General features: G+C 60.3%; 15 protein-coding genes. 13 read left to right on the top strand and 2 right to left on the bottom strand.

What is annotated here, in order from left to right; translation table 11 throughout:
• Positions 1-21: 21 nt before the first annotated feature.
• From PSH73_RS17400 to PSH73_RS17375, 6 genes are all read left to right on the top strand, one after another.
• Positions 22-453: a thioesterase family protein gene (locus tag PSH73_RS17400; protein WP_057438598.1), complete on the top strand. Its 432-nt coding sequence runs from the start codon at positions 22-24 to the stop codon at positions 451-453.
• A 67-nt stretch (positions 454-520) separates the two neighbouring features.
• Complete coding sequence (locus tag PSH73_RS17395) at positions 521-1480, top strand: tRNA-dihydrouridine synthase (RefSeq protein WP_057438599.1); 960 nt, start codon at positions 521-523, stop codon at positions 1478-1480.
• A gap of 118 nt (positions 1481-1598) precedes the next feature.
• A complete protein-coding gene (locus PSH73_RS17390) occupies positions 1599-2048 on the top strand; it encodes an Hsp20 family protein (protein ID WP_057438600.1) in 450 nt (149 codons plus the stop codon).
• 571 nt (positions 2049-2619) lie between these two features.
• A complete protein-coding gene (locus PSH73_RS17385) occupies positions 2620-3813 on the top strand; it encodes a hypothetical protein (protein WP_305461080.1) in 1194 nt (397 codons plus the stop codon).
• Between the two features lie 262 nt (positions 3814-4075).
• Entirely contained in the window at positions 4076-4858 is a 783-nt protein-coding gene (locus PSH73_RS17380; RefSeq protein ID WP_273878894.1) for a hypothetical protein, read from the top strand.
• A 169-nt stretch (positions 4859-5027) separates the two neighbouring features.
• Entirely contained in the window at positions 5028-6347 is a 1320-nt protein-coding gene (locus PSH73_RS17375) for a hypothetical protein (protein ID WP_305461076.1), read from the top strand.
• Positions 6348-6388: 41 nt separating this feature from the next.
• Here PSH73_RS17375 and PSH73_RS17370 read toward each other — a convergent pair whose 3' ends face one another.
• Together PSH73_RS17370 and PSH73_RS17365 are read right to left on the bottom strand one after the other, a co-directional pair.
• Positions 6389-9667, bottom strand: a complete 3279-nt coding sequence (locus tag PSH73_RS17370) for an EAL domain-containing protein (protein ID WP_305461074.1) — start codon at positions 9665-9667, stop codon at positions 6389-6391.
• A 63-nt stretch (positions 9668-9730) separates the two neighbouring features.
• Positions 9731-10621 carry a LysR family transcriptional regulator gene (locus tag PSH73_RS17365; RefSeq protein ID WP_057438603.1) on the bottom strand — a complete coding sequence of 297 codons (891 nt, stop codon included), beginning with the start codon at positions 10619-10621 and terminating at the stop codon, positions 9731-9733.
• A gap of 146 nt (positions 10622-10767) precedes the next feature.
• On the opposite strand from PSH73_RS17365, the gene leuC reads away from it, so the two are divergent.
• From leuC to PSH73_RS17330, 7 genes are all read left to right on the top strand, one after another.
• Entirely contained in the window at positions 10768-12186 is a 1419-nt protein-coding gene (gene leuC / locus PSH73_RS17360) for a 3-isopropylmalate dehydratase large subunit (RefSeq protein ID WP_057438604.1), read from the top strand.
• A gap of 10 nt (positions 12187-12196) precedes the next feature.
• Positions 12197-12841 (top strand): 3-isopropylmalate dehydratase small subunit, encoded by a 645-nt coding sequence (gene leuD, locus PSH73_RS17355; protein WP_057960180.1) that lies wholly within the window; start codon positions 12197-12199, stop codon positions 12839-12841.
• A gap of 146 nt (positions 12842-12987) precedes the next feature.
• Positions 12988-13752 (top strand): class I SAM-dependent methyltransferase, encoded by a 765-nt coding sequence (locus PSH73_RS17350; protein WP_057960179.1) that lies wholly within the window; start codon positions 12988-12990, stop codon positions 13750-13752.
• A 53-nt stretch (positions 13753-13805) separates the two neighbouring features.
• Entirely contained in the window at positions 13806-14888 is a 1083-nt protein-coding gene (gene leuB / locus PSH73_RS17345) for a 3-isopropylmalate dehydrogenase (RefSeq protein WP_057438607.1), read from the top strand.
• Between the two features lie 64 nt (positions 14889-14952).
• Positions 14953-16065, top strand: a complete 1113-nt coding sequence (asd, locus tag PSH73_RS17340) for an aspartate-semialdehyde dehydrogenase (protein WP_057444111.1) — start codon at positions 14953-14955, stop codon at positions 16063-16065.
• A gap of 235 nt (positions 16066-16300) precedes the next feature.
• The gene (locus PSH73_RS17335) at positions 16301-17311 is read left to right on the top strand and encodes an aspartate-semialdehyde dehydrogenase (RefSeq protein WP_057960178.1); all 1011 of its coding nucleotides are present in this window, start codon (positions 16301-16303) and stop codon (positions 17309-17311) included.
• Between the two features lie 162 nt (positions 17312-17473).
• Positions 17474-20044 (top strand): FimV/HubP family polar landmark protein, encoded by a 2571-nt coding sequence (locus PSH73_RS17330; protein WP_305461071.1) that lies wholly within the window; start codon positions 17474-17476, stop codon positions 20042-20044.
• Positions 20045-20158 lie beyond the last annotated feature (114 nt).

The raw sequence follows: 20158 nt of genomic DNA, 5'->3' as shown, positions 1-20158 counted from the left end.
TTAATCGACCGGGAGCTGGGCATGGGCTGGGACTTGGCAAAGCCGTTTATCATTGATCTGCAGGTGGCCGCTGAGGACATCGACGGCCTGGGGCATGCCAATAATGCCGTTTACGTCTCCTGGTTGGAGCGTTGCGCCTGGCGCCACTCCCAGCGTCTGGGCCTGGATCTTGCCGAGTACCGGCGCCTGGATCGGGCCATGGCGGTGGTGCGCCATGAAATCGACTATCTGGCAGCCGGCTACGAAGGCGATGAGTTGCAACTGGCGACCTGGATCGTCGATTGGGACCAGCGCCTGAAGATGACCCGGCGCTTCCAACTGATGCGCCCCAGTGATGGCGCCACCTTGTTGCGTGCGCAAACCACCTTTGTCTGTATCGAACTCTCCAGCGGCAAGCCCAAGCGCATGCCGGCGGAGTTTATCGAAGGCTATGGCGTGGCGATCCACATCTGACAAGGGGGTTAACGGTTGCTGTGGGAAACCCAGTAAACTGCGCCACGTTTTTCGTTGAGTGTTTTCCATGCAAATTGCCTTGGCGCCCATGGAGGGGTTGGTCGACAACATCCTGCGGGACGTGCTGACCCAGGTGGGCGGTATTGATTGGTGCGTGACCGAATTTATCCGGGTCAACGACCGCCTGCTGACCCCAGCCTATTTCCACAAGCTTGCTCCTGAACTGCTGCACGGTGCCAAAACCGCTGCGGGCGTGCCTTTGCGTGTGCAGTTGCTGGGCTCTGATCCCGTGTGCCTGGCGGAAAACGCCGCGCTGGCCTGTGAGTTGGGGTCTGAGGTGATCGACCTGAACTTTGGCTGCCCGGCCAAGACGGTCAACAAGTCCCGCGGCGGCGCGGTGCTGCTCAAGGAACCGGAACTGCTCAACCAGATCGTCGAGCACGTACGTCGTGCGGTGCCGGCGCATATCCCGGTGACCGCCAAGATGCGCCTGGGCTTCGACAGTCCGGACGGTGCGCTGGTGTGTGCCACTGCTCTGGCGGAAGGTGGTGCGGCACATATCGTGGTGCATGCGCGGACCAAGGCCGATGGCTACAAGCCGCCAGCCCATTGGGAGTGGATCCCGCGTGTGCAGGACGTGGTCAAGGTGCCGGTGTTCGCCAACGGTGATATCTGGAGTGTCGAAGACTGGCGACGCTGCCGCGAGATCAGCGGTGTCGAGGACATCATGCTCGGTCGCGGCCTGGTGGCGCGTCCCGACCTGGCCCGGCAAATCGCCGCCGCACGTGCCGGTGAAGACGTGGTGGAGATGAGTTGGGAGGAGATGCAGCCCATGCTTCGGGAGTTCTGGACGCAGTCTGTAGCGCAACTGACTGAGCGCCAGGCACCAGGTCGTCTGAAGCAGTGGCTGGCGATGCTGACGCGCAACTACCCGCAAGCTGTAGAGCTGTTTACCGCGCTGCGCCGGGAAACCGACCTTCAGCAGGTCAGCCGTTTGCTCGGAATGCCTCACCCCCAAGGGGTCTGAAAATTTTCTTACGGCCTCTCTTGAAATGTACTTGGCGGTCCTTATCTAGGGATTACACGATGCCGAATTCGGGTCGTGGAGATAAAGAACCTTGCTGATTATTTCAGGAGATTTGACCATGAGTACCGCATTTTCCCTGGCACCGCTGTTCCGCTCTTCCGTGGGTTTCGACCGTTTCAACGACCTGTTCGAAACCGCGCTGCGCAACGAGCCGGGCAGCAGCTACCCACCCTATAACGTCGAGAAACACGCTGAAGACCAATACCGCATCGTGATCGCGGCGGCCGGTTTCCAGGAAGACGATTTGGAGTTGCAGGTAGAGAAAGGCGTCTTGACCGTCAGTGGTGGCAAGCGTGACACCAAGGCCGAGAACGTCACCTATCTACATCAAGGCATTGCCCAGCGCGCCTTCAAGTTGTCGTTCCGCTTGGCGGACCATATTGAGATCAAGGCCGCAGACCTGAGCAATGGATTGTTGAGCATTGACCTGCTGCGAGTAGTGCCGGAAGAGGCAAAGGCCAAGCGCATCCCGATCAATGGGGGGCAGAAGCCGGCCCTGCAACACTGAGTCTATATTTTTAAGTTTTTCATCTCTTCAAGAAAGGGCGCCTCTGGCGCCCTTTTTTTGTTTAAGGCGCTAAGGGCGGGAGTAAGTGATTTAACCAGTAGCGCTACGGTTGTTGTTTAGTTGAAAAGTGCCGATTGGTTTTTTGTACTAGTGAGTGTGTGTAACTTGTTTTTAGTTTTGCCCAAGTTTGGAAGGTGTAAAGCGGATTGTGTTTTTTGGTTTTACTGTGCGTGACCACTGTATTTTTCGCGCGGGAAATATCACGGGCCGTCCTGTGAAAGATTGAGGAATCATGACGTTTTTTTTCATCGAGGCAGTTTATTAACGGGTATGACGTTGTTTTCCCCAGGAAAAGCGCTGGGAAGCTGATTTTCTGCAGAAGTCCATAGGTAAAAGTCTGAAGTTCTCTATTAGTGTCCTTATGTTTTCAGGGATTTCTGGAACCCGAACGCTTTTTGCTCCACGAAATCATGGACTTTGATTCGGTTGCTACCGTTTCAAGTCATCAGTAAATCGTGTTCGTTATGGGTATTTGAATGCCCTGGTGCTTTTCTGAAAAGAGGGATGACTAATGTCTTATCTATCTGTTAATAATCCTCCGAGCGTTAATGTCGGTAATCATCAGCTTGATCGGGCCGCGCCGGTAGCTGCTCAGGTTGGAAGTGTTGACGCAAGTAAGCCGCTGGGGGCTAAGCCGAGTGTTTTGCCAGATTATAACCGTACCGTTGCGAATGGGCGGGAAAGTACAGTCGTCAGTACCGACGCACTTTCAAAACTGCTTGATATGTTTGAACTTCTCTTTAAGGCGATGCGAGATGTGCTGTCTGGCAAAAAACACTCTCCTGATGTTTTGCCGACAATGGACAAGCCGACTGAAGTGAAATCCCAGCCTGGGGATAACCCGGCCCTCCCAGGCAAGGAATTGAAAGCACCGGTTGACGCGGGTAAGCCGGTAATTTCAGGCAAAGATTTAAAAAACCAGCTCGATAGGGACAAACCGGCCGAGAAGAAGCCGCAAGCCGAGAGCCAGCCGGCGGTTCCGGGCAAGGACACCAAAGTGCCGCTCGAGACGGACAAACCGGTCGAGAAGAAGCCGCAAGCCGAGAGCCAGCCGGCGGTTCCGGGCAAGGACACCAAAGTGCCGCTCGAGACGGACAAACCGGCCGAGAAGAAGCCGCAAGCCGAAAGCCAGCCGGCTGTTCCGGGCAAGGACGCCAAAGTGCTGGTCGAGGCGGACAAGCAGGCCGAGAGCAAGCCCTTAATCCCGGGCAAGCAACCCGCAGTGTCGCCGGATATCAAGGTCTTGCCCCGGGTTCCAGATACAGACTCCAAAGTGTCCTCCGACTCAGTGGTGCGGGTGAACGTCAATATCAACAACTGCCATTGCCCGGCGGACGCTCATTCGGCGATTGACGTTCGTACGAAGCCTGGTTCGGTACCTGCGTCACTGGTACCCGTGATCACGACGAATGTGACACCCGAGTTGGAGCCCCAGCGGCCCGTGCCCATGATCAGCAGTCGCGTGAACCCCGGCGTGGTCCCCCAACCGGCGCCGCCAGCGGTCGATAGTCGCGTGAAGTCTGGCCCGGAACCCAGGGTGGTAGTACCCCAGACCGACGCCCGTGTAGAACCTGATGCCTTGCCACTGCCAACCCCAGCAGTACAGCCGGACAAGCCGCTGCCAGGGACTGACCTCACCTCCCCGGGCCCAGACTGCGGTCCGGATGAAATGGGGTGGGCTACGGCCTTCTCTCGTCGGCCCTAGTACCTCTTCAGAGCCTGTAAACCTTTAAATTCAACCAGTTGCTTCTCCGGTCAGTGACCGGCCGGAGGGGCACTTAGTGGGGGGCAGAATCATGTCCGTGTTAAACGTTAACAGCGCTGTACACCTCATGTGTGATTGTTCGGGACGGCAGGGGGAGGCGTTTCATGGCGCCACCCAGAGGCCCTCGATACAGCGTTTGGGGGGCAGCACGGCTTCCCGTCAGCACTCGGTAAATAACCACTTCAAGCGGGCGACGGGTGAGGTGAAGAAGCCTGCGGTGGACTTGCAGGCCATTATTTCGATGTTCAGCGCTTTCTTGAGCCAGCTTTCAGCATTGCTGTCAGGCCGTAACGAACAAGACACCGTCAAGGTTGTTCCCGAGCCGGTCAGACCGGAGGTTAAGCCAACACCGGTAGTGCCAGAACCGGAGACGGCACCTACACCTCTTCCTGACCTATCGAGTAAGCGCAATGGGGCCAAGTGTGACGATATCTGGGGCGGTTTCCGCCAAGGGCCCGATGGCAATTGCGTGACTGTTTCGGCGATCAAGGCAGCCATGCATAAGTTTGGGCAAAGCCCTACCGATGTTTATAAACGCGTTCGTAAAACCGCCCAGGGCTATGAGGTCACGATGCGCGATGGCTATTACTTGACCGTGAGCCACCAGGAGTTGAAGCAGGCGGCTGCAGGGGCACGGTTTTTTGGACGAGACAAAGGCGCACTCAAGGATGCTGAGTTCATGTTTGCTTGCAGTGTCAAGCGTGCGCATTTGGATAATAACGATGGCAGGGCTGCGAGAAGTTTTAGCGCGGCGATACGCAGTCTCAATAATGGCGAAGATGAAAATGGTCCCGGTGAAGGTTTTCAGCGGCTGGGCTTAATACATTATATGAAACGTGTCCCTGTAAGCGCCCTGGCCCGGGGGCAGGTAGGGATGGTCAATCGGGCCATGCATTCGGTTGCAGTGATTGATGGTCGGGAGGAGTTGTGGGGCCGAAAAGGCAGGGCGCCAACGTACGGGGATGCAGTGGCTTTAATCGGTTGAGTAAAGTTGTAGAGGGTCTGTTGAGTAAGCTTTAAAAATAAGAGTCGTTGTAGTTATCCTGCGCAGGTTTTTGTTATTCATTTTTCTGGCTTTTCAATATCTGGCATTTGTTGTTTTTTAACAATGCGTTTTTGTCGTGTCTTTAATATTGTTGTGGGTAGGGGGTGTCATGAATGTAAGTATGTTTAATCCGTTATTTACTGATGGTTATAGGGCAGCTCTTGAGCCGGCCAATAGTTTTTCCTCAGGTGAGTTGTCGATAAAACATGGCAAGAAACCCGATGATATCTTGAATGCTTTTACCGCCACCCCGCGTGGTTTTGGTGAGTGCTTTGATAGCAGCACCCATGCGGCGGTTATTAAAATGATGATGATGACATTTGGTCAAAACCCACGGGATATGTTTGAGGAAGTGAAAGTCGCGGGGGATGGTTATGACATCACGATGAAAGATGAGTTTAAGGTGCATATTTCCAAAGAGGAACTAAAACTGACGGCGAAGGCATCGCGATTTGCTGGCAATGACAGTTCGGCCATTGCCGATGCCAATGTTGTGCTGGCGGCGTTTGCCAAGCGTAAACAACAAACCGGGGAATATGGCAGTTTCGAGCAGACCTTACGCAAGAGCCTTGAAGGCGAAACCACGCAGAACTGCCTGCGGGGCATGGGAATGATTGGTTTTGCCCAGTTTGTGCCCACTACTGATATGGCCGCCAGCGGCGCGTTGGGTGTGGTGGAGACACATAATTTTGGCTCGGCCTTTGTCATGGATAACACCCAGCATAACTACGGACACAAGCAAAGAGTTGATCGAAGTTACGGGTATATGTTGTTCAATGACACGCAGGCGCCGGAGGCATCGCCCGCAAGTCTCGAGACAGGTGCGCTGAAGTTATCCCGTGCGCCCGTGGGTGTCCCCCCCGCTGATATCTGGAGTGGCTTTTATCAAGGGGTAGAAGGCAACTGTGTCACCGTATCAGCGATCAAGGCGGCGATGATGAGGTTTGGGCAACGCCCGCAAGACATCTTTAAAAAGGTCACGGTCACCGCTGAAGGCTATGAAGTGGTCATGAGAGATTCTTATAAGTTGACCCTGACCCATGATGAGCTGAGAAAGGCCCAGGCAGCCTCCAACTTGAAGGGCACCAATCCGTCATTGCTGGCCGATGCCAATTTCTTGTACGCCGCGAGTGCAAAGCGCGCGCAGTGGGAGAACAACGACGGCCGTGCTCGTCAGAGTTTTGAGATGGCCATGGAAACCCTGAACGACGGTGAGTATCCGGGAGCGGCGCTGCGCAGGCTTGGGCTGTCGGCCTATGTCCGTGAAAGCACGGTAAAAGAACTGATAAATGGGGCGATTGGTACCCTGGCCAACTCCCACCACTCGGTGGTGGTCATTGGCGGGATGCTGGATATGTATGGGCAAAAGTGCAATTTGGTCCAATCGCAATGGCAGGACTACTTCCTGCGTGCGTTGAAGTTGGTGTAAGGCAGGTGCAGGGCTGAGGGTATTTGGCGCTCTCCCTGCGCTTACCTCAATAGCAGCGTAAATGCCTCCAGGGGCAATGGCCGGCTGTGCAAATAGCCTTGATACAAATGGCAGCCCAGGCCTTGCAGGAACGCCAGTTGCTCAGGGGTTTCCACACCTTCGGCAATCACCTCCAGGTTCAGGCTGCGCGCCATGGCCACGATCGCGCGGATGATCTCGGCGTCGTTGGGGTCGTGGGGGGCGTCGCGCACAAATGACTGATCGATTTTCAACGCATCGACCGGCAGGCGCTTGAGGTAGGTCAAGGATGAATAACCGGTGCCGAAATCGTCCATGGCAAAGCTGACCCCGAGCTTTTTCAGGCGGCGCATTTTGCTGATGGTGTCGTCCAGATTCTGAATCACAATGCCTTCGGTGATTTCCAGTTTCAGCAAGCTGAACGGCAAGTGATGCTGCGTCAGGCTGCGCTCCACCCGTTCGACAAAGTCGTTCTGGCGAAACTGCCGGGGGCTGATATTCACGCACAGGCTGAAGCCTTCCGGCTCCACCAGGCCTTCGGCGATCAGGCGGGCAAACGCGGCGCAGGCTTCGTCGAGGATCCAGGTGCCGACCTCAAGGATCAGTCCGCTGTCCTCCAGAACCTTGATGAACTCTGTGGGTGACTGTGCGCCCAGTTGCGGATGCTGCCAGCGCACCAGGGCCTCGGCGCCGACAATGCGATTGTCCCGGGCATCCACCTGGGGCTGGTAATGCACGCTGAACTCGCCCCGTGATAACGCCAGGCGCAGATCCGTCTCCATGCGCAGGCGCTCGCTGGCAGTGCGTTGCATGCTGTTATGGAACATCTGCGTGGTGTTGCGCCCCGAGTCCTTGGCCCGATACAGGGCGATATCCGCGCGCTTGAGCAGGTCTGCCGGCGTCGAGCCGTGATCGGGGATCAGCGCCACGCCGATACTGGGGGTGACCTGCAAGCGCTGGCCATCGAGAAACATCGGCTCAGACAGCAACTCGCGCAGGGTGTTGGACAGCAATTGCACCTGTTTACTGACCTCAGTTCGCGAACCCTCCAGGCCGCTGAGCAGCACCACGAACTCATCGCCGCCCAGGCGCGCCACCGTGTCCTCCATGCGCACGCTGGCTTCCAGGCGTGCGGTGACGATTTTCAGCACGGTGTCGCCCACCGGGTGGCCGAGGGAATCGTTGATGTGCTTGAAGTGATCCAGGTCCAGAAACAGCAGCGCGCCCCGCAGGTTGTGGCGTTTGAGCAAGGCGATCTGCTGGCTCAGGCGGTCCATCAGCAGGGCGCGGTTGGGCAGGTTGGTCAGGGGGTCGTGATAAGCCAGGTGACGGATCTGCGCCTGCGCACTTTTCAGCAGGCTCACATCCCGTGCGGTCAGCAGCAGGCACGGCGTTTCATTGAGGGTAATCGGCTCGACCGACACCTCCACCGCCAGCAACTCGCCGCGTTTGTTGTGCCAGAGCATGTCCATGTGATGGATGCGGCCTTTGACCTGTAATTCGGCCAACAACGTGGTGCGCTGGTTTTCGTCGGCCCAGATACCGATCTGGTAGAGGGTTAGGCCGATCGCTTCCTCGGCGCGGTAGCCGGTCAGGCGGCAGAAACCGTCATTGACCTCCACGTAGCGCCCGGTGTCGCGCTCGGTAATGGACACGGCGTCGGGGCTGGAATGGAAGGCCTTGGCGAACTTTTCTTCGCTGGCCTTGAGCGCCGCCTCCGAGCGCTGTTGCTGGGTGATATCGCGCAGGGTGGTGACCACGCAGCGCTGGTGGCCGACCTTGATCAACCGGCTGGAAATCATGCAGGTCAGGCGCTGGCCATTTTTGTGATGGACGATGATGGCCACATTGTTCAGCGCCTGTTCGCGAATCACTTGCTCGATGCGCTGCAGGCGTTGGGTCGGCTCATCCCACAAGCCGATCTGCTCGGCGGTGTGGTTGATGACTTCGGCGGCGCTCCAGCCAAAGGTCTGGGTAAAGCTGGGGTTGATTTCAACGAATTCGCCGCTGGCCAGAGTGGTTACGCAAATCGGGTCGGGGCTGGCGAGGAACAGGCTGGCGAACTTTTCTTCGGAGGCGCTCAGGCGCTGTTCACGTTCGACCTGGTCGGTGATATCCAGCAAGGTGCCCGCCATGCGCAGCGGCGCGCCCTGGGCGTCGCGATACAGGCGGGCGCGGCTTTCCAGGTAGCGCGAGCTGCCGTCTCCCAGTTGCACGCGGTAGGTCAGCTGGTAGTTGCCGGCTGGCCCTTCACGCAGGGTGCGATAGGCATCGCGCATGCTGGCGCGCTCTTCATCGGGCATGCCTTCAAAAAAAGCATCGAAGGACTCATGGAACGGGTGCGGATCCAGGCCGTGCAACTGTGCGGCCCGCGCCGAGCCATAAAGCATGCCGCTGGGGATATGCCAGTCCCAGGTGCCCAGTTGGGCCGAGTCCAGGGCCAGGTCCAGGCGCTCCTGACTGTCCTTGAGAGCCTGCTCGGCGTTCTTGCGCTCGGTGGTGTCGAGGAAGGTGCTGATGAGGTAGGCCTGGCCGTCGAGTTCGACCTTTTGCGCACTGAGGGTGCCGTCATGGATTTGCCCATTGCTGGCGCGAAATTGCACCTCCATGGTGATCGGTTCGCCTTTGCGCTGGGTCGCCCTGACCAACAGGGCCCGTTGCTCGGGGTGGACCCACAGCCCCAGGTCGAGGGTGGTGCGACCAATGGCATCGTTGACCGGCCAGCCGAACAGGCTTTCGAAATACTGGTTGGCCTCGCTGATCAGGCCGTCTTCCTGGCGGGTCAGCAGGACCATGTTCGGGCACAGGTGGAACAGCGTGGCGAAGCGTTTTTCCGAGTGGCCCAGGGCATGTTCGCGCTCGCGCTGCTGGGTGGTTTCACGGATCACCCCGATCATCCGGCGGCGCCCCGAGGCATCCGGCTGCAGGCTGCCGTTGATTTCCAGCCAGTGCAGGCTGCCGTCCGGCCACTGGATGCGGTGATGCATGGCTTGCTCGAAGGGCGCGCCGGCCAGGACCGCGTGAAACGCGCGGATCACGCGGCCGCGGTCTTCGGCGGCCAGCAAGTCGAGGTAGTCCAGGTCCTTGGGCAACGGCTGCCGGGGGTCGAAACCGAACAGCGCCTGGGTGCCGCGCGACCAACTGATCCGCCCGCAGTCGATATCCCAGCTCCAGGCACCGAGCCGTGCGGCATTGAGCGCCGCCAACAGCTGCGGGGCATTTTCCCAGCTTTGTTCCGCCTGCTGGGGGTCCAGGGCGTGGATGCGGGGCAGCGGCGGCACGGGATCGACGGGGTTGGGCATTATCAAGGGGCCTTGGCTCGATGGGCATTCGGCGCGGGAACAGGGTCTACAGGCCGCACGGCCTCATGCCGGCGTCGCGGCCGGATCAACCTGTGCATCCAATAGGCTCATGAAAGCCCGCGCAGCGTTCGACAGCGTCCTTTCGGTGTGCACGATATAGCCTAGCTGGCGACTGAGCTGTATGCCCGGTAAAGCGATACTGGCCACTTGATCATCAAGCATGGTGCGTGGCAAGACACTCCAGGCCAGGCCGATGGAGACCATCATCTTGATGGTTTCCAGGTAGTTAGTGCTCATGGCGATGTTCGGCGTCAGGCCCTGGGCCTCGAACAGGCGGTGCACGATATGGTGGGTAAAGGTGTTGCCGCCGGGGAATACCGCCGGGTGCCGGGCAATGTCGGTCAGGCTGATGGTGCCGTTACTGGCCAGGCTGTGTTCGGGCGCCACCACGAAATCCAGGGGGTCGTCCCACACCGGGGTGGCCCGCACCAGGCTGTGGGGCTCCGGGGCCAGGGTAATGACCGCCACTTCGGCGCGGCCGTGGAGGATTTCCTCGTAGGCCACTTCCGAGTCCAGGAACTGAATATCCAGGGCCACATTCGGGTATTCCCGGGTAAAAGTGCGCAATACCGGTGGCAGGCGGTGCAGGCCGATGTGATGGCTGGTCGCCAGAGTCAGGCGCCCGCTGACTTCGCCGGTCAGGTTGGTCAGGGCGCGGCGAGTGTCGTCCAGCACATTGAGGATCTGATAGGCACGGGGCAGCAGGGCGCGTCCGGCCTCTGTCAGGCCGACCTCACGGCCCAGCCGATCGAACAAGCGCACCTTCAATTGCTGCTCAAGGCCGGCAATGCGCTTGCTGATCGCTGGTTGCGTCAGGTGCAGGCGCTCTCCGGCCCCGGAGAAGCTGCCGGTTTCGGCGATGGCAATAAAGGCATTGAGGTTGGCCAGGTCCATAGTGGTATTCCAGTTGGTTATCCAAAGCATAAAAAATATGAATTTGAGTTATTTAATGTAACGCCATAGCATCAGCCTCACAAGCCAAAGGGTTATTGAATCGTTCAACGCCCAGGGCATAGAAAGACGCTGATGAGGACCGACTGATGGCCGGCAAAACGCTTTACGACAAACTCTGGGATTCCCATGAAGTGAAACGGCGCGATGATGGGTCGTCGCTGATCTACATCGACCGTCACATCATCCACGAAGTGACCTCGCCCCAAGCGTTCGAAGGCCTGCGACTGGCCGGGCGCAAGCCTTGGCGCGTCGACTCGATCATCGCCACCCCGGACCACAACGTGCCAACCACCCCGGAGCGCAAGGGCGGCATCGAAGCCATTGCCGACCAGGTCTCGCGCTTGCAGGTCCAGACTCTCGACGACTATTGCGACGAGTACGGCATCACCGAATTCAAGATGAACGACGTGCGCCAGGGCATCGTCCACGTGATCGGCCCGGAGCAGGGCGCGACCTTGCCGGGCATGACCGTGGTCTGCGGCGACTCCCACACCTCGACCCACGGTGCATTCGGTGCCCTGGCCCACGGCATTGGCACCTCCGAGGTAGAACATGTGTTCGCCACCCAGTGCCTGGTCGCCAAAAAAATGAAGAACATGCTGGTGCGCGTCGAAGGCAAGTTGCCGTTCGGTGTGACCGCCAAGGACATCGTGCTGGCCGTGATCGGCAAGATCGGTACCGCTGGCGGTAACGGGCATGCCATCGAGTTTGCCGGCAGCGCGATTCGCGACCTGTCCATCGAAGGCCGCATGACCATCTGCAACATGTCCATCGAAGCCGGTGCCCGGGTGGGCATGGTCGCGGCGGATGAAAAAACCGTGGAATACGTCAAAGGCCGACCTTTCGCACCGGCTGGCGCCGAGTGGGAGGCTGCCGTCGAGGCCTGGAAAGACCTGGTGTCCGACGCCGACGCGGTGTTCGATACCGTGGTCGAGCTCGACGCGGCCCAGATCAAGCCACAGGTCAGCTGGGGCACCTCGCCGGAAATGGTCCTGGCCGTTGATCAGAACGTGCCGGACCCGGCCCAGGAAGCCGATCTGGTCAAGCGCGGCTCCATCGAGCGCGCCTTGAAGTACATGGGCTTGAAAGCCAACCAGGCGATCACCGACATCCAGTTGGACCGCGTGTTTATCGGTTCCTGCACCAACTCGCGGATCGAAGACTTGCGCGCCGCGGCGGTGATCGCCAAGGGCCGCAAAGTGGCCTCGACCATCAAGCAAGCCATTGTGGTGCCAGGTTCGGGCCTGGTGAAGGCCCAGGCTGAGGCCGAAGGGCTGGACAAGATCTTCCTCGAAGCCGGTTTTGAATGGCGTGAGCCGGGCTGCTCGATGTGCCTGGCGATGAACCCGGACCGTTTGGAGTCGGGGGAGCATTGCGCGTCCACCTCCAACCGTAACTTCGAAGGGCGTCAGGGCGCCGGTGGCCGTACCCACCTGGTCAGCCCGGCCATGGCCGCCGCCGCTGCCGTCAACGGTCGTTTCATCGACGTTCGCGAATTGATCTGAGGAATACCCGATGAGAGCTTTTACCCAACACACCGGTCTTGTCGCGCCGTTGGACCGTGCCAACGTGGACACCGACCAGATCATCCCCAAGCAGTTCTTGAAGTCGATCAAGCGCACCGGTTTCGGCCCGAACCTGTTCGATGAGTGGCGCTACCTGGACGTGGGCTACGCCTACCAGGACAACTCCAAGCGCCCGTTGAACAAGGATTTTGTGCTCAACGCCGAGCGCTATCAGGGCGCCAGCGTGTTGTTGGCCCGGGAAAACTTCGGTTGCGGCTCCAGCCGTGAACACGCGCCGTGGGCCCTGGAAGAATATGGCTTTCGCAGCATTATTGCGCCGAGCTACGCCGACATCTTCTTCAACAACAGCTTCAAGAACGGCTTGCTGCCGATCATCTTGAGCGATGCCGAAGTGGACGAGTTGTTCCAGCAAGTGGAAGCCAATGTCGGCTACCAGTTGATCGTCGACCTCGCCGCGCAGACCGTGACCCGTCCGGATGGCAAGGTGTACCACTTTGAAGTGGATGCCTTCCGCAAACACTGCCTGATCAATGGCCTGGACGATATCGGCCTGACCTTGCAGGACGGCGAGGCGATTGCCGCGTTTGAAGCCAAGCACCGGGCCAGCCAGCCTTGGTTGTTTCGTGATGCGTAATTCTATGTAGGTTGGACTGGCCCCTTCGCGAGCAAGCCCGCTCTCGCATTCGACCGAGCTCCTTCAGTTGAAATGCGCTCAAATGTGGGAGCGGGCTTGCTCGCGAAAGGGCCTGTATGAACACCACAAAAGCCAGGAACATCACCATGACCAGCACCGCCCACACCCAAGTCGTGCAAAAACAATTCGGCGAACAGGCCTCGGCCTACCTGAGCAGTGCCGTGCACGCCCAGGGCACCGAGTTCGCACTGCTGCAGGCCGAACTGGCCGGGCAGGGCGCGGCACGCCTGCTGGACCTGGGCTGTGGCGCCGGTCACGTGAGTTTCCATGTAGCACCGCTGGTCAAGGAAGTGGTGGCCTACGACCTGTCCCAGCAGATGCTCGACGTGGTCGCGGCGGCGGCCGTGGAGCGCGGTCTGGACAACATCCGCACCCTGCACGGCGCCGCCGAGCGCCTGCCATTCGCCGATGGCGAGTTCGACTTCGTGTTCAGCCGCTACTCGGCCCATCACTGGAGCGACCTCGGCCTGGCCCTGCGCGAAGTGCGCCGGGTGCTCAAGCCGGGCGGCGTGGCGGCGTTTGTCGATGTCTTGTCACCGGGCAGCCCGCTGTTGGACACTTACCTGCAAACCGTCGAAGTGCTGCGCGACACCAGCCATGTGCGCGATTATTGCGCCGGCGAGTGGATGCGCCAGCTCAACGAAGCCGGCCTGCATGTGCGCAACAGCAGTCGACAGCGCCTGCGCCTGGAATACACCTCGTGGGTCGAGCGCATGCGCACCCCGCCCGTATTGCGCGCAGCAATCCTGGCGTTGCAGCAGGCGATGGGCCAGGAAGTGCGCGATTACTATGAAATTCAAGCCGACGGCACCTTCAGCACCGACGTGCTGGTGGTGTTCGCTGAGCGCTGATTAATTTTTCCCGACCTGCCCACGGGCGGGTCGCTTGATGAAATGAGGAACTCATGAGCAAGCAGATTCTGATTCTCCCTGGCGACGGTATTGGCCCGGAAATCATGGCCGAAGCGGTCAAGGTCCTGGAATTGGCCAACAGCAAGTACAGCCTGGGCTTTGAATTGAGCCACGACGTGATCGGCGGCGCCGCCATCGACAAGCACGGCGTGCCCCTGGCCGATGAAACCCTCGACCGCGCCCGAGCTGCCGACGCCGTGCTACTCGGCGCCGTGGGCGGGCCGAAATGGGACAAGATCGAACGCGACATCCGCCCAGAACGCGGCCTGCTGAAGATCCGTGCGCAACTGGGCCTGTTCGGTAACCTGCGCCCGGCGATCCTCTATCCGCAACTGGCCGACGCGTCGAGCCTCAAGCCGGAAGTGGTGGCAGGCCTGGATATCCTGATCGTGCGTGAGCTGACCGGTGGCATCTACTTCGGCTCGCCACGGGGCGTGCGTGAGCTGGAGAATGGCGAGCGCCAGGCCTACGACACCCTGCCGTACAGCGAGAGCGAAATCCGCCGCATCGCCCGTGTCGGTTTCGACATGGCCCGTGTGCGTGGCAAGAAGGTCTGCTCGGTGGACAAGGCCAATGTCCTGGCGTCCAGCCAACTGTGGCGCGAAATCGTCGAAGAAGTGGCCAAGGATTACCCGGACGTCGAGCTGAGCCACATGTATGTGGATAACGCCGCCATGCAACTGGTGCGTGCGCCCAAGCAGTTCGACGTGATCGTCACCGACAACCTGTTTGGCGACATCCTGTCTGACCAGGCTTCGATGCTCACCGGTTCCATCGGCATGCTGCCGTCGGCGTCCCTGGACACCAACAACAAGGGCATGTACGAGCCGTGCCACGGTTCGGCGCCGGACATCGCGGGCCAGGGCATTGCCAACCCGTTGGCGACCATTTTGTCGGTGTCGATGATGTTGCGCTACAGCTTCAACCTGAGCGCAGCGGCGGATGCCATCGAGCAGGCGGTGAGCCTGGTGCTGGACCAGGGCCTGCGTACCGGCGACATCTGGTCACAGGGTTGCACCAAGGTCGGGACGCAGGAAATGGGCGACGCAGTAGTCGCCGCGCTGCGGAATCTGTAATCTCTCTGGCCCGCTTGCAGTTGTTGCTGCAAGGCGGCCCACTTTTTAACAAGGTGTAGTTGCGATGAAACGTGTAGGTCTGATCGGTTGGCGCGGTATGGTCGGTTCCGTGCTCATGCAGCGGATGCTGGAAGAGCAGGATTTCGATCTTATTGAGCCGGTGTTTTTCACCACTTCGAATGTCGGTGGCCAAGGGCCGTCCGTGGGCAAGGATATCGCCCCGCTCAAGGACGCCTACAACATTGAAGAGCTGAAGACCCTCGACGTCATTCTGACCTGCCAGGGTGGCGACTACACCAGTGAAGTCTTCCCCAAGCTGCGCGAAGCCGGCTGGCAGGGCTACTGGATCGACGCCGCGTCCAGCCTGCGTATGCAGGACGACGCGGTGATCATCCTCGACCCGGTCAACCGCAAGGTCATCGACCAGCAGCTCGACGCCGGCACCAAGAACTATGTCGGCGGCAACTGCACCGTCAGCCTGATGCTGATGGGCCTGGGTGGCCTGTTCGAAGCCGGGCTGGTGGAGTGGATGAGCGCCATGACCTATCAGGCGGCCTCCGGTGCCGGCGCGCAGAACATGCGTGAGCTGATCAAGCAGATGGGCGCGACCCACGCGGCCGTCGCCGATCAACTGGCCGACCCGGCCAGCGCGATCCTCGACATCGACCGCCGTGTGGCCGAGGCCATGCGCAGCGACGCCTACCCGACCGAGAACTTCGGCGTGCCCTTGGCCGGCAGCCTGATCCCGTGGATCGACAAGGAACTGCCGAACGGCCAGAGCCGCGAAGAGTGGAAGGCCCAGGCCGAGACCAACAAGATCCTCGGGCGCTTCAAGAACCCGATCCCGGTGGACGGTATCTGTGTGCGGATCGGCGCCATGCGCTGCCATAGCCAGGCGCTGACCATCAAGCTCAACAAAGACGTGCCGATCGCCGACATCGAAGGGCTGATCAGCCAGCACAACCCGTGGGTCAAGCTGGTGCCGAACAGCCGCGAAATCAGCATGCAGGAGCTGAGCCCGACCAAGGTCACAGGCACCCTGAATGTACCGGTGGGCCGTCTGCGCAAGCTGAACATGGGCACCCAGTACCTGGGCGCCTTCACTGTAGGTGACCAGCTGCTGTGGGGCGCGGCCGAGCCGCTGCGCCGGATGTTGCGGATCCTGCTGGAGCGTTGATCGCTTTGTGGTGTTGAAGAAACCCGCGTTCTGGTGACAGGCGCGGGTTTTTTATGCCTGATCGTTCCCACGCTCCGCGTGGGAATGCCTCCCCTGACGCTCCGCGTCACAGCCTCAGGAATGGACGCGGAGCGTCCACGGCAGCGTTCCCACGCAGAGCATGGGAACGATCATTGCCTCACTCCCCACCACCCGGTAAAGTGCCGCTCCCCCCGCAATGCCCGAGGCAGCCTCCATGACCCAGACCTTTGATATCGCCGTGATCGGCGCCACCGGTACGGTTGGCGAAACCCTGGTGCAGATCCTCGAAGAGCTGGACTTCCCGGTAGGCACCTTGCACCTGCTGGCCAGTAGCGAGTCGGCCGGCGCGTCGGTGCCGTTTCGCGGCAAAAATGTGCGGGTGCGGGAAGTCGATGAATTTGATTTCAGCAAGGTGCAACTGGCTTTCTTCGCCGCAGGCCCGGCGGTCACCTTGAGTTTCGCCCCCCGCGCCACTGCGGCGGGTTGCTCGTTGATCGACCTGTCCGGCGCCTTGCCGGCCGAACAGGCGCCCCAGGTGGTGCCGGAAGCCAATGCCCAGATGCTGGACGGTTTGAAAAAGCCATTCCAGCTCGGTAGCCCAAGCCCTTGCGCCACCCATCTGGCAGTGGTCCTCGCGCCGCTGCGGGGGCTGTTGGATATCCAGCGCGTCAGCGTCACCGCTAACCTGGCGGTGTCCGCCCAGGGCCGTGAAGCCGTCAGCGAACTGGCCCGGCAAACCGCCGAGCTGCTGAATGTACGGCCCCTGGAACCCAAATTCTTTGACCGGCAGATGGCTTTCAACCTGTTGGCCCAGGTCGGCACGCCGGATGCGCAGGGCCACACTGCCCTGGAAAAGCGCCTGGTCCACGAACTGCGCGCCCTGCTTGAACTACCGTTACTGAAAATTTCCGCGACCTGCGTTCAAGCTCCGGTGTTTTTTGGCGATAGCCTGAGCGTGTCCCTGCAACTGGCGGGCGCTGTGGACCTGGGCGCAGTGAATCGCGCGTTGGAAGCGGCGCCGGGCATCGAACTGGTGGAAGAGGGCGATTACCCTACAGCCGTTGGGGATGCGGTCGGTCAGGACGTGGTCTACGTGGGGCGGGTGCGTGCCGGCATCGACGACCCGGCGGAACTAAACTTGTGGCTGACGTCAGATAACGTACGCAAAGGCGCGGCGCTTAACGCCGTGCAACTGGCACAGTTGTTGATAAAACACCTTGTGTAAAAGATACTTGGCGGCAATTTGTAGATTGATTCTAGCCAAGCGCTATGCTTGGCCCCATGCAGGAAAAGTTGCGCGTCGGTGAACTATCGGCTCGCCATGCCGAATGGCAGCGGTACCCAACCTTCTCGCCGGCCGAGGAGTGTTCAAACAAAGGATGAGGCTATGGTTCAAGTTCGCAAACTGGTGTTAGCAATAGCGGCCGCCTCGGCGCTGTCCTCCGGTATGGCGCAAGCGCTGCAACTTGGGGAGATGACCCTCAAGTCGAAGTTGAACCAGCCTCTGTCGGTGGAGATCGAGCTGCTCGACGTGGGCGGGCTGACAGCCTCCGATATCGTGCCCAGCCTCGCGTCTTCCCAGGCCTTTGTGGATGCGGGGGTCGATCGCCAGGCGTTCCTCGATGAGCTGACCTTTACCCCGGTGCTCAACCCCAGCGGTCGCAGTGTGGTTCGTGTCACCTCGAGCAAGCCATTGCCTGATTCCTATGTACGCTTCCTGTTGCAGGTGCAATGGCCGAATGGTCGGTTGATGCGTGACTACAGCGTCTTGCTGGACCCGGCCAAGTTCGAGCAAAAAGCCCCTGAGGCCAGCGCCCCGGCACCCCGTCTTGCCCCGCCTGCTGCTGCCAGTGTGACCAAGGCGGCGGAATACACCACGACTTCTCGCGACACCCTGTGGGAAATCGCCGCAAAAAATCGCAATGGCGGCTCGATCCAGCAGACCATGCTGGCGATCCAGGCGTTGAACCCGGGAGCCTTTGTCGACGGCAACATCAACCGTATGAAGACCGGCCAGGTATTGCGCATGCCGGACCCGGTACAAAGCACCAGTCTGCCGCAGCCCGAGGCGATCGCCGAAGTGACCGCGCAGAATGCGGCCTGGCGCCAGGGGCGCCGTGGCGCTAACAATCAGGCAGCGGGGCGCCAGCAACTGGATGCGACCAAACGTACCCAGGCCGGCGCAGCGCCGTCGCAGACGGCAGCGAAGGACAACCTGAGCCTGGTCTCGGCCGAAGCCGCCAAGGCGGGCGTCAAGGGCGCGGCGGGTGATAGCAAGGCTTTGAACAACAAGCTGGCGGTGACCCAGGAAAGCCTGGATTCGACCCGCCGCGAAAATGAAGAACTGAAAAGCCGCATGACTGACCTGCAAAGTCAGTTGGACAAGCTGCAGCGGCTGATTGAGTTGAAAAACAACCAACTGGCCAAGTTGCAGGCTGAAGGCGGCGCCCCGGCGCAGCCGGCTGTAATCCCTGCCGAACTGGCTGCGGCGCCGACCGCGCCTGCTGCCCCTGCTCCGGCTGCCGAAGCGCCGGTGGTCGCGCCAGTGGAAACCCCGGCTGAGCCCGCGCCAGTGGCCAGCACCGAAGGCAAGTTCAATGACCTGCTGACCAACCCTATCGTCCTCGGGGTGATCGGTGGTGCCGCCGGCCTCCTGGTGTTGTTGCTCCTGCTGCTATGGGCGCGCCATCGCAATGCGCGCCTGGAAGAGGAAAAACACCTGCGCATGGCGCGGGCGCTGGCCGAAGAGCCGGAATTTTCCTCGAATATTGAGCAGGACCTGTCTCTGGACAGTTTCGAGGGCCTTGAAGTCCCGGCGGCAAGCGTCAAGCTGGCTCCAGCTCCAGCTCCAGCTCCAGCTCCAGCTCCAGCTCCAGCTCCGGTTGCCGTGGCGCCGGTGCCTGCCCCGGCGACCAGCATGGCGCCGCCAAGCAAACTGATCATCGAACCCGGTTCCTCCGATGCCCTGGCCCAGGCCCAGTCCCATCTGGACCGTGGTCACTTGAACCAGGCGGCGGCCGTGCTGGAAGAGGCGATCAAGCTGGAGCCCGCGCGCAGTGACCTGCGCCTCAAGCTCCTGGAAGTCTACGGCCAGCAGGGCGACAAGGACGGTTTCGTGACCCAGGAGCGCCAGTTGGTCGCCAATGGCGAGAACCACGCCCAGGTCGAGCTGTTGAAAAATCGCTACCCGGCCATGGCCGTGCTCGCGGCGGGCGTCAGTGCTGCGGTCGCCGCCGCCGCGCTTGATGCGCAGTACGTCAAGGATCTGCTCCAGGAAGAACCGGCGCCTGCTCCCGCGCCTGAAACCGATGCTTTCGACAATGATTTCGACCTGAGCCTGGATGACCTGGAAGCCGCGTCGCCGGCAGTGGTCGCGCCGGAGCCCGAGGTCGATGACCTGAGCTTTGAGTCGGTGCTGCAGCAGCAAACCGAGGCCAAGGCCAGCCCGGACGATCTGTCCGACTTTGACCTCGACTTGCAGCTGGATGCGCCAGCCTCCCAGTCCGACGATGACTTCCTCTCGGGCCTGGAAGAAGAGATGAAGGACCTGCCGCCGGTCGAGCCGCCCACCCTGACGCCAGCTGCGCTGGATGACTTTGACCTGCCGGAAGACTTCGACCTGTCCCTGGCCGACGAGCCTGCATCATCGAGCAAGCCGGACGCATTCGCCTCGGAGCTTGACGACGTCAACGCCGAGCTGGAACGTCTGTCGCAGAGCCTGGAAAGCCCGTCGATCGAACCGAGCTTCACCGCTGAAGATGCGGCAAAGGGCGACGATGAGCCGGAATTCGATTTCCTGTCGGGTACCGACGAAGTTGCCACCAAACTCGACCTGGCCCAGGCTTACATCGACATGGGCGATGAGGGCGGTGCGCGTGACATCCTGGCCGAAGTCCTCACTGAGGGTGACGACGGCCAGCGTAGCGAAGCCAAGGAAATGCTCAGCCGCCTGGTGTGATTACCGGCAATTAACGCAGCGGCGGCCTTCGGGTCGCCGTTTTGCATTTAAATGGGGGAGTCGGGCTTGCCCGCGATAGAGGCGACTCGGTCCCTCAGTAAAAACGAGGCGCGG

Origin of the sequence: Pseudomonas sp. FP2294 (assembly GCF_030687625.1) — a bacterium.
Lineage (GTDB): Bacteria > Pseudomonadota > Gammaproteobacteria > Pseudomonadales > Pseudomonadaceae > Aquipseudomonas > Aquipseudomonas shahriarae.
Note: the sequence above shows the minus strand (reverse complement) of the source record. Positions and strands in the feature narration are given on the sequence as shown.

Excerpts from the sequence above, each read along its gene's own strand:
- PSH73_RS17400 (WP_057438598.1), top strand. The coding sequence starts at position 22 with ATGGGCTGGGACTTGGCAAAGCCGTTTATCATTGATCTGCAGGTGGCC.
- PSH73_RS17395 (WP_057438599.1), top strand. The coding sequence starts at position 521 with ATGCAAATTGCCTTGGCGCCCATGGAGGGGTTGGTCGACAACATCCTG.
- PSH73_RS17390 (WP_057438600.1), top strand. The coding sequence starts at position 1,599 with ATGAGTACCGCATTTTCCCTGGCACCGCTGTTCCGCTCTTCCGTGGGT.
- PSH73_RS17385 (WP_305461080.1), top strand. The coding sequence starts at position 2,620 with ATGTCTTATCTATCTGTTAATAATCCTCCGAGCGTTAATGTCGGTAAT.
- PSH73_RS17375 (WP_305461076.1), top strand. The coding sequence starts at position 5,028 with ATGAATGTAAGTATGTTTAATCCGTTATTTACTGATGGTTATAGGGCA.
- PSH73_RS17370 (WP_305461074.1), bottom strand. The coding sequence starts at position 9,667 with ATGCCCAACCCCGTCGATCCCGTGCCGCCGCTGCCCCGCATCCACGCC.
- PSH73_RS17365 (WP_057438603.1), bottom strand. The coding sequence starts at position 10,621 with ATGGACCTGGCCAACCTCAATGCCTTTATTGCCATCGCCGAAACCGGC.
- leuC (WP_057438604.1), top strand. The coding sequence starts at position 10,768 with ATGGCCGGCAAAACGCTTTACGACAAACTCTGGGATTCCCATGAAGTG.
- leuD (WP_057960180.1), top strand. The coding sequence starts at position 12,197 with ATGAGAGCTTTTACCCAACACACCGGTCTTGTCGCGCCGTTGGACCGT.
- PSH73_RS17350 (WP_057960179.1), top strand. The coding sequence starts at position 12,988 with ATGACCAGCACCGCCCACACCCAAGTCGTGCAAAAACAATTCGGCGAA.
- leuB (WP_057438607.1), top strand. The coding sequence starts at position 13,806 with ATGAGCAAGCAGATTCTGATTCTCCCTGGCGACGGTATTGGCCCGGAA.
- asd (WP_057444111.1), top strand. The coding sequence starts at position 14,953 with ATGAAACGTGTAGGTCTGATCGGTTGGCGCGGTATGGTCGGTTCCGTG.
- PSH73_RS17335 (WP_057960178.1), top strand. The coding sequence starts at position 16,301 with ATGACCCAGACCTTTGATATCGCCGTGATCGGCGCCACCGGTACGGTT.
- PSH73_RS17330 (WP_305461071.1), top strand. The coding sequence starts at position 17,474 with ATGGTTCAAGTTCGCAAACTGGTGTTAGCAATAGCGGCCGCCTCGGCG.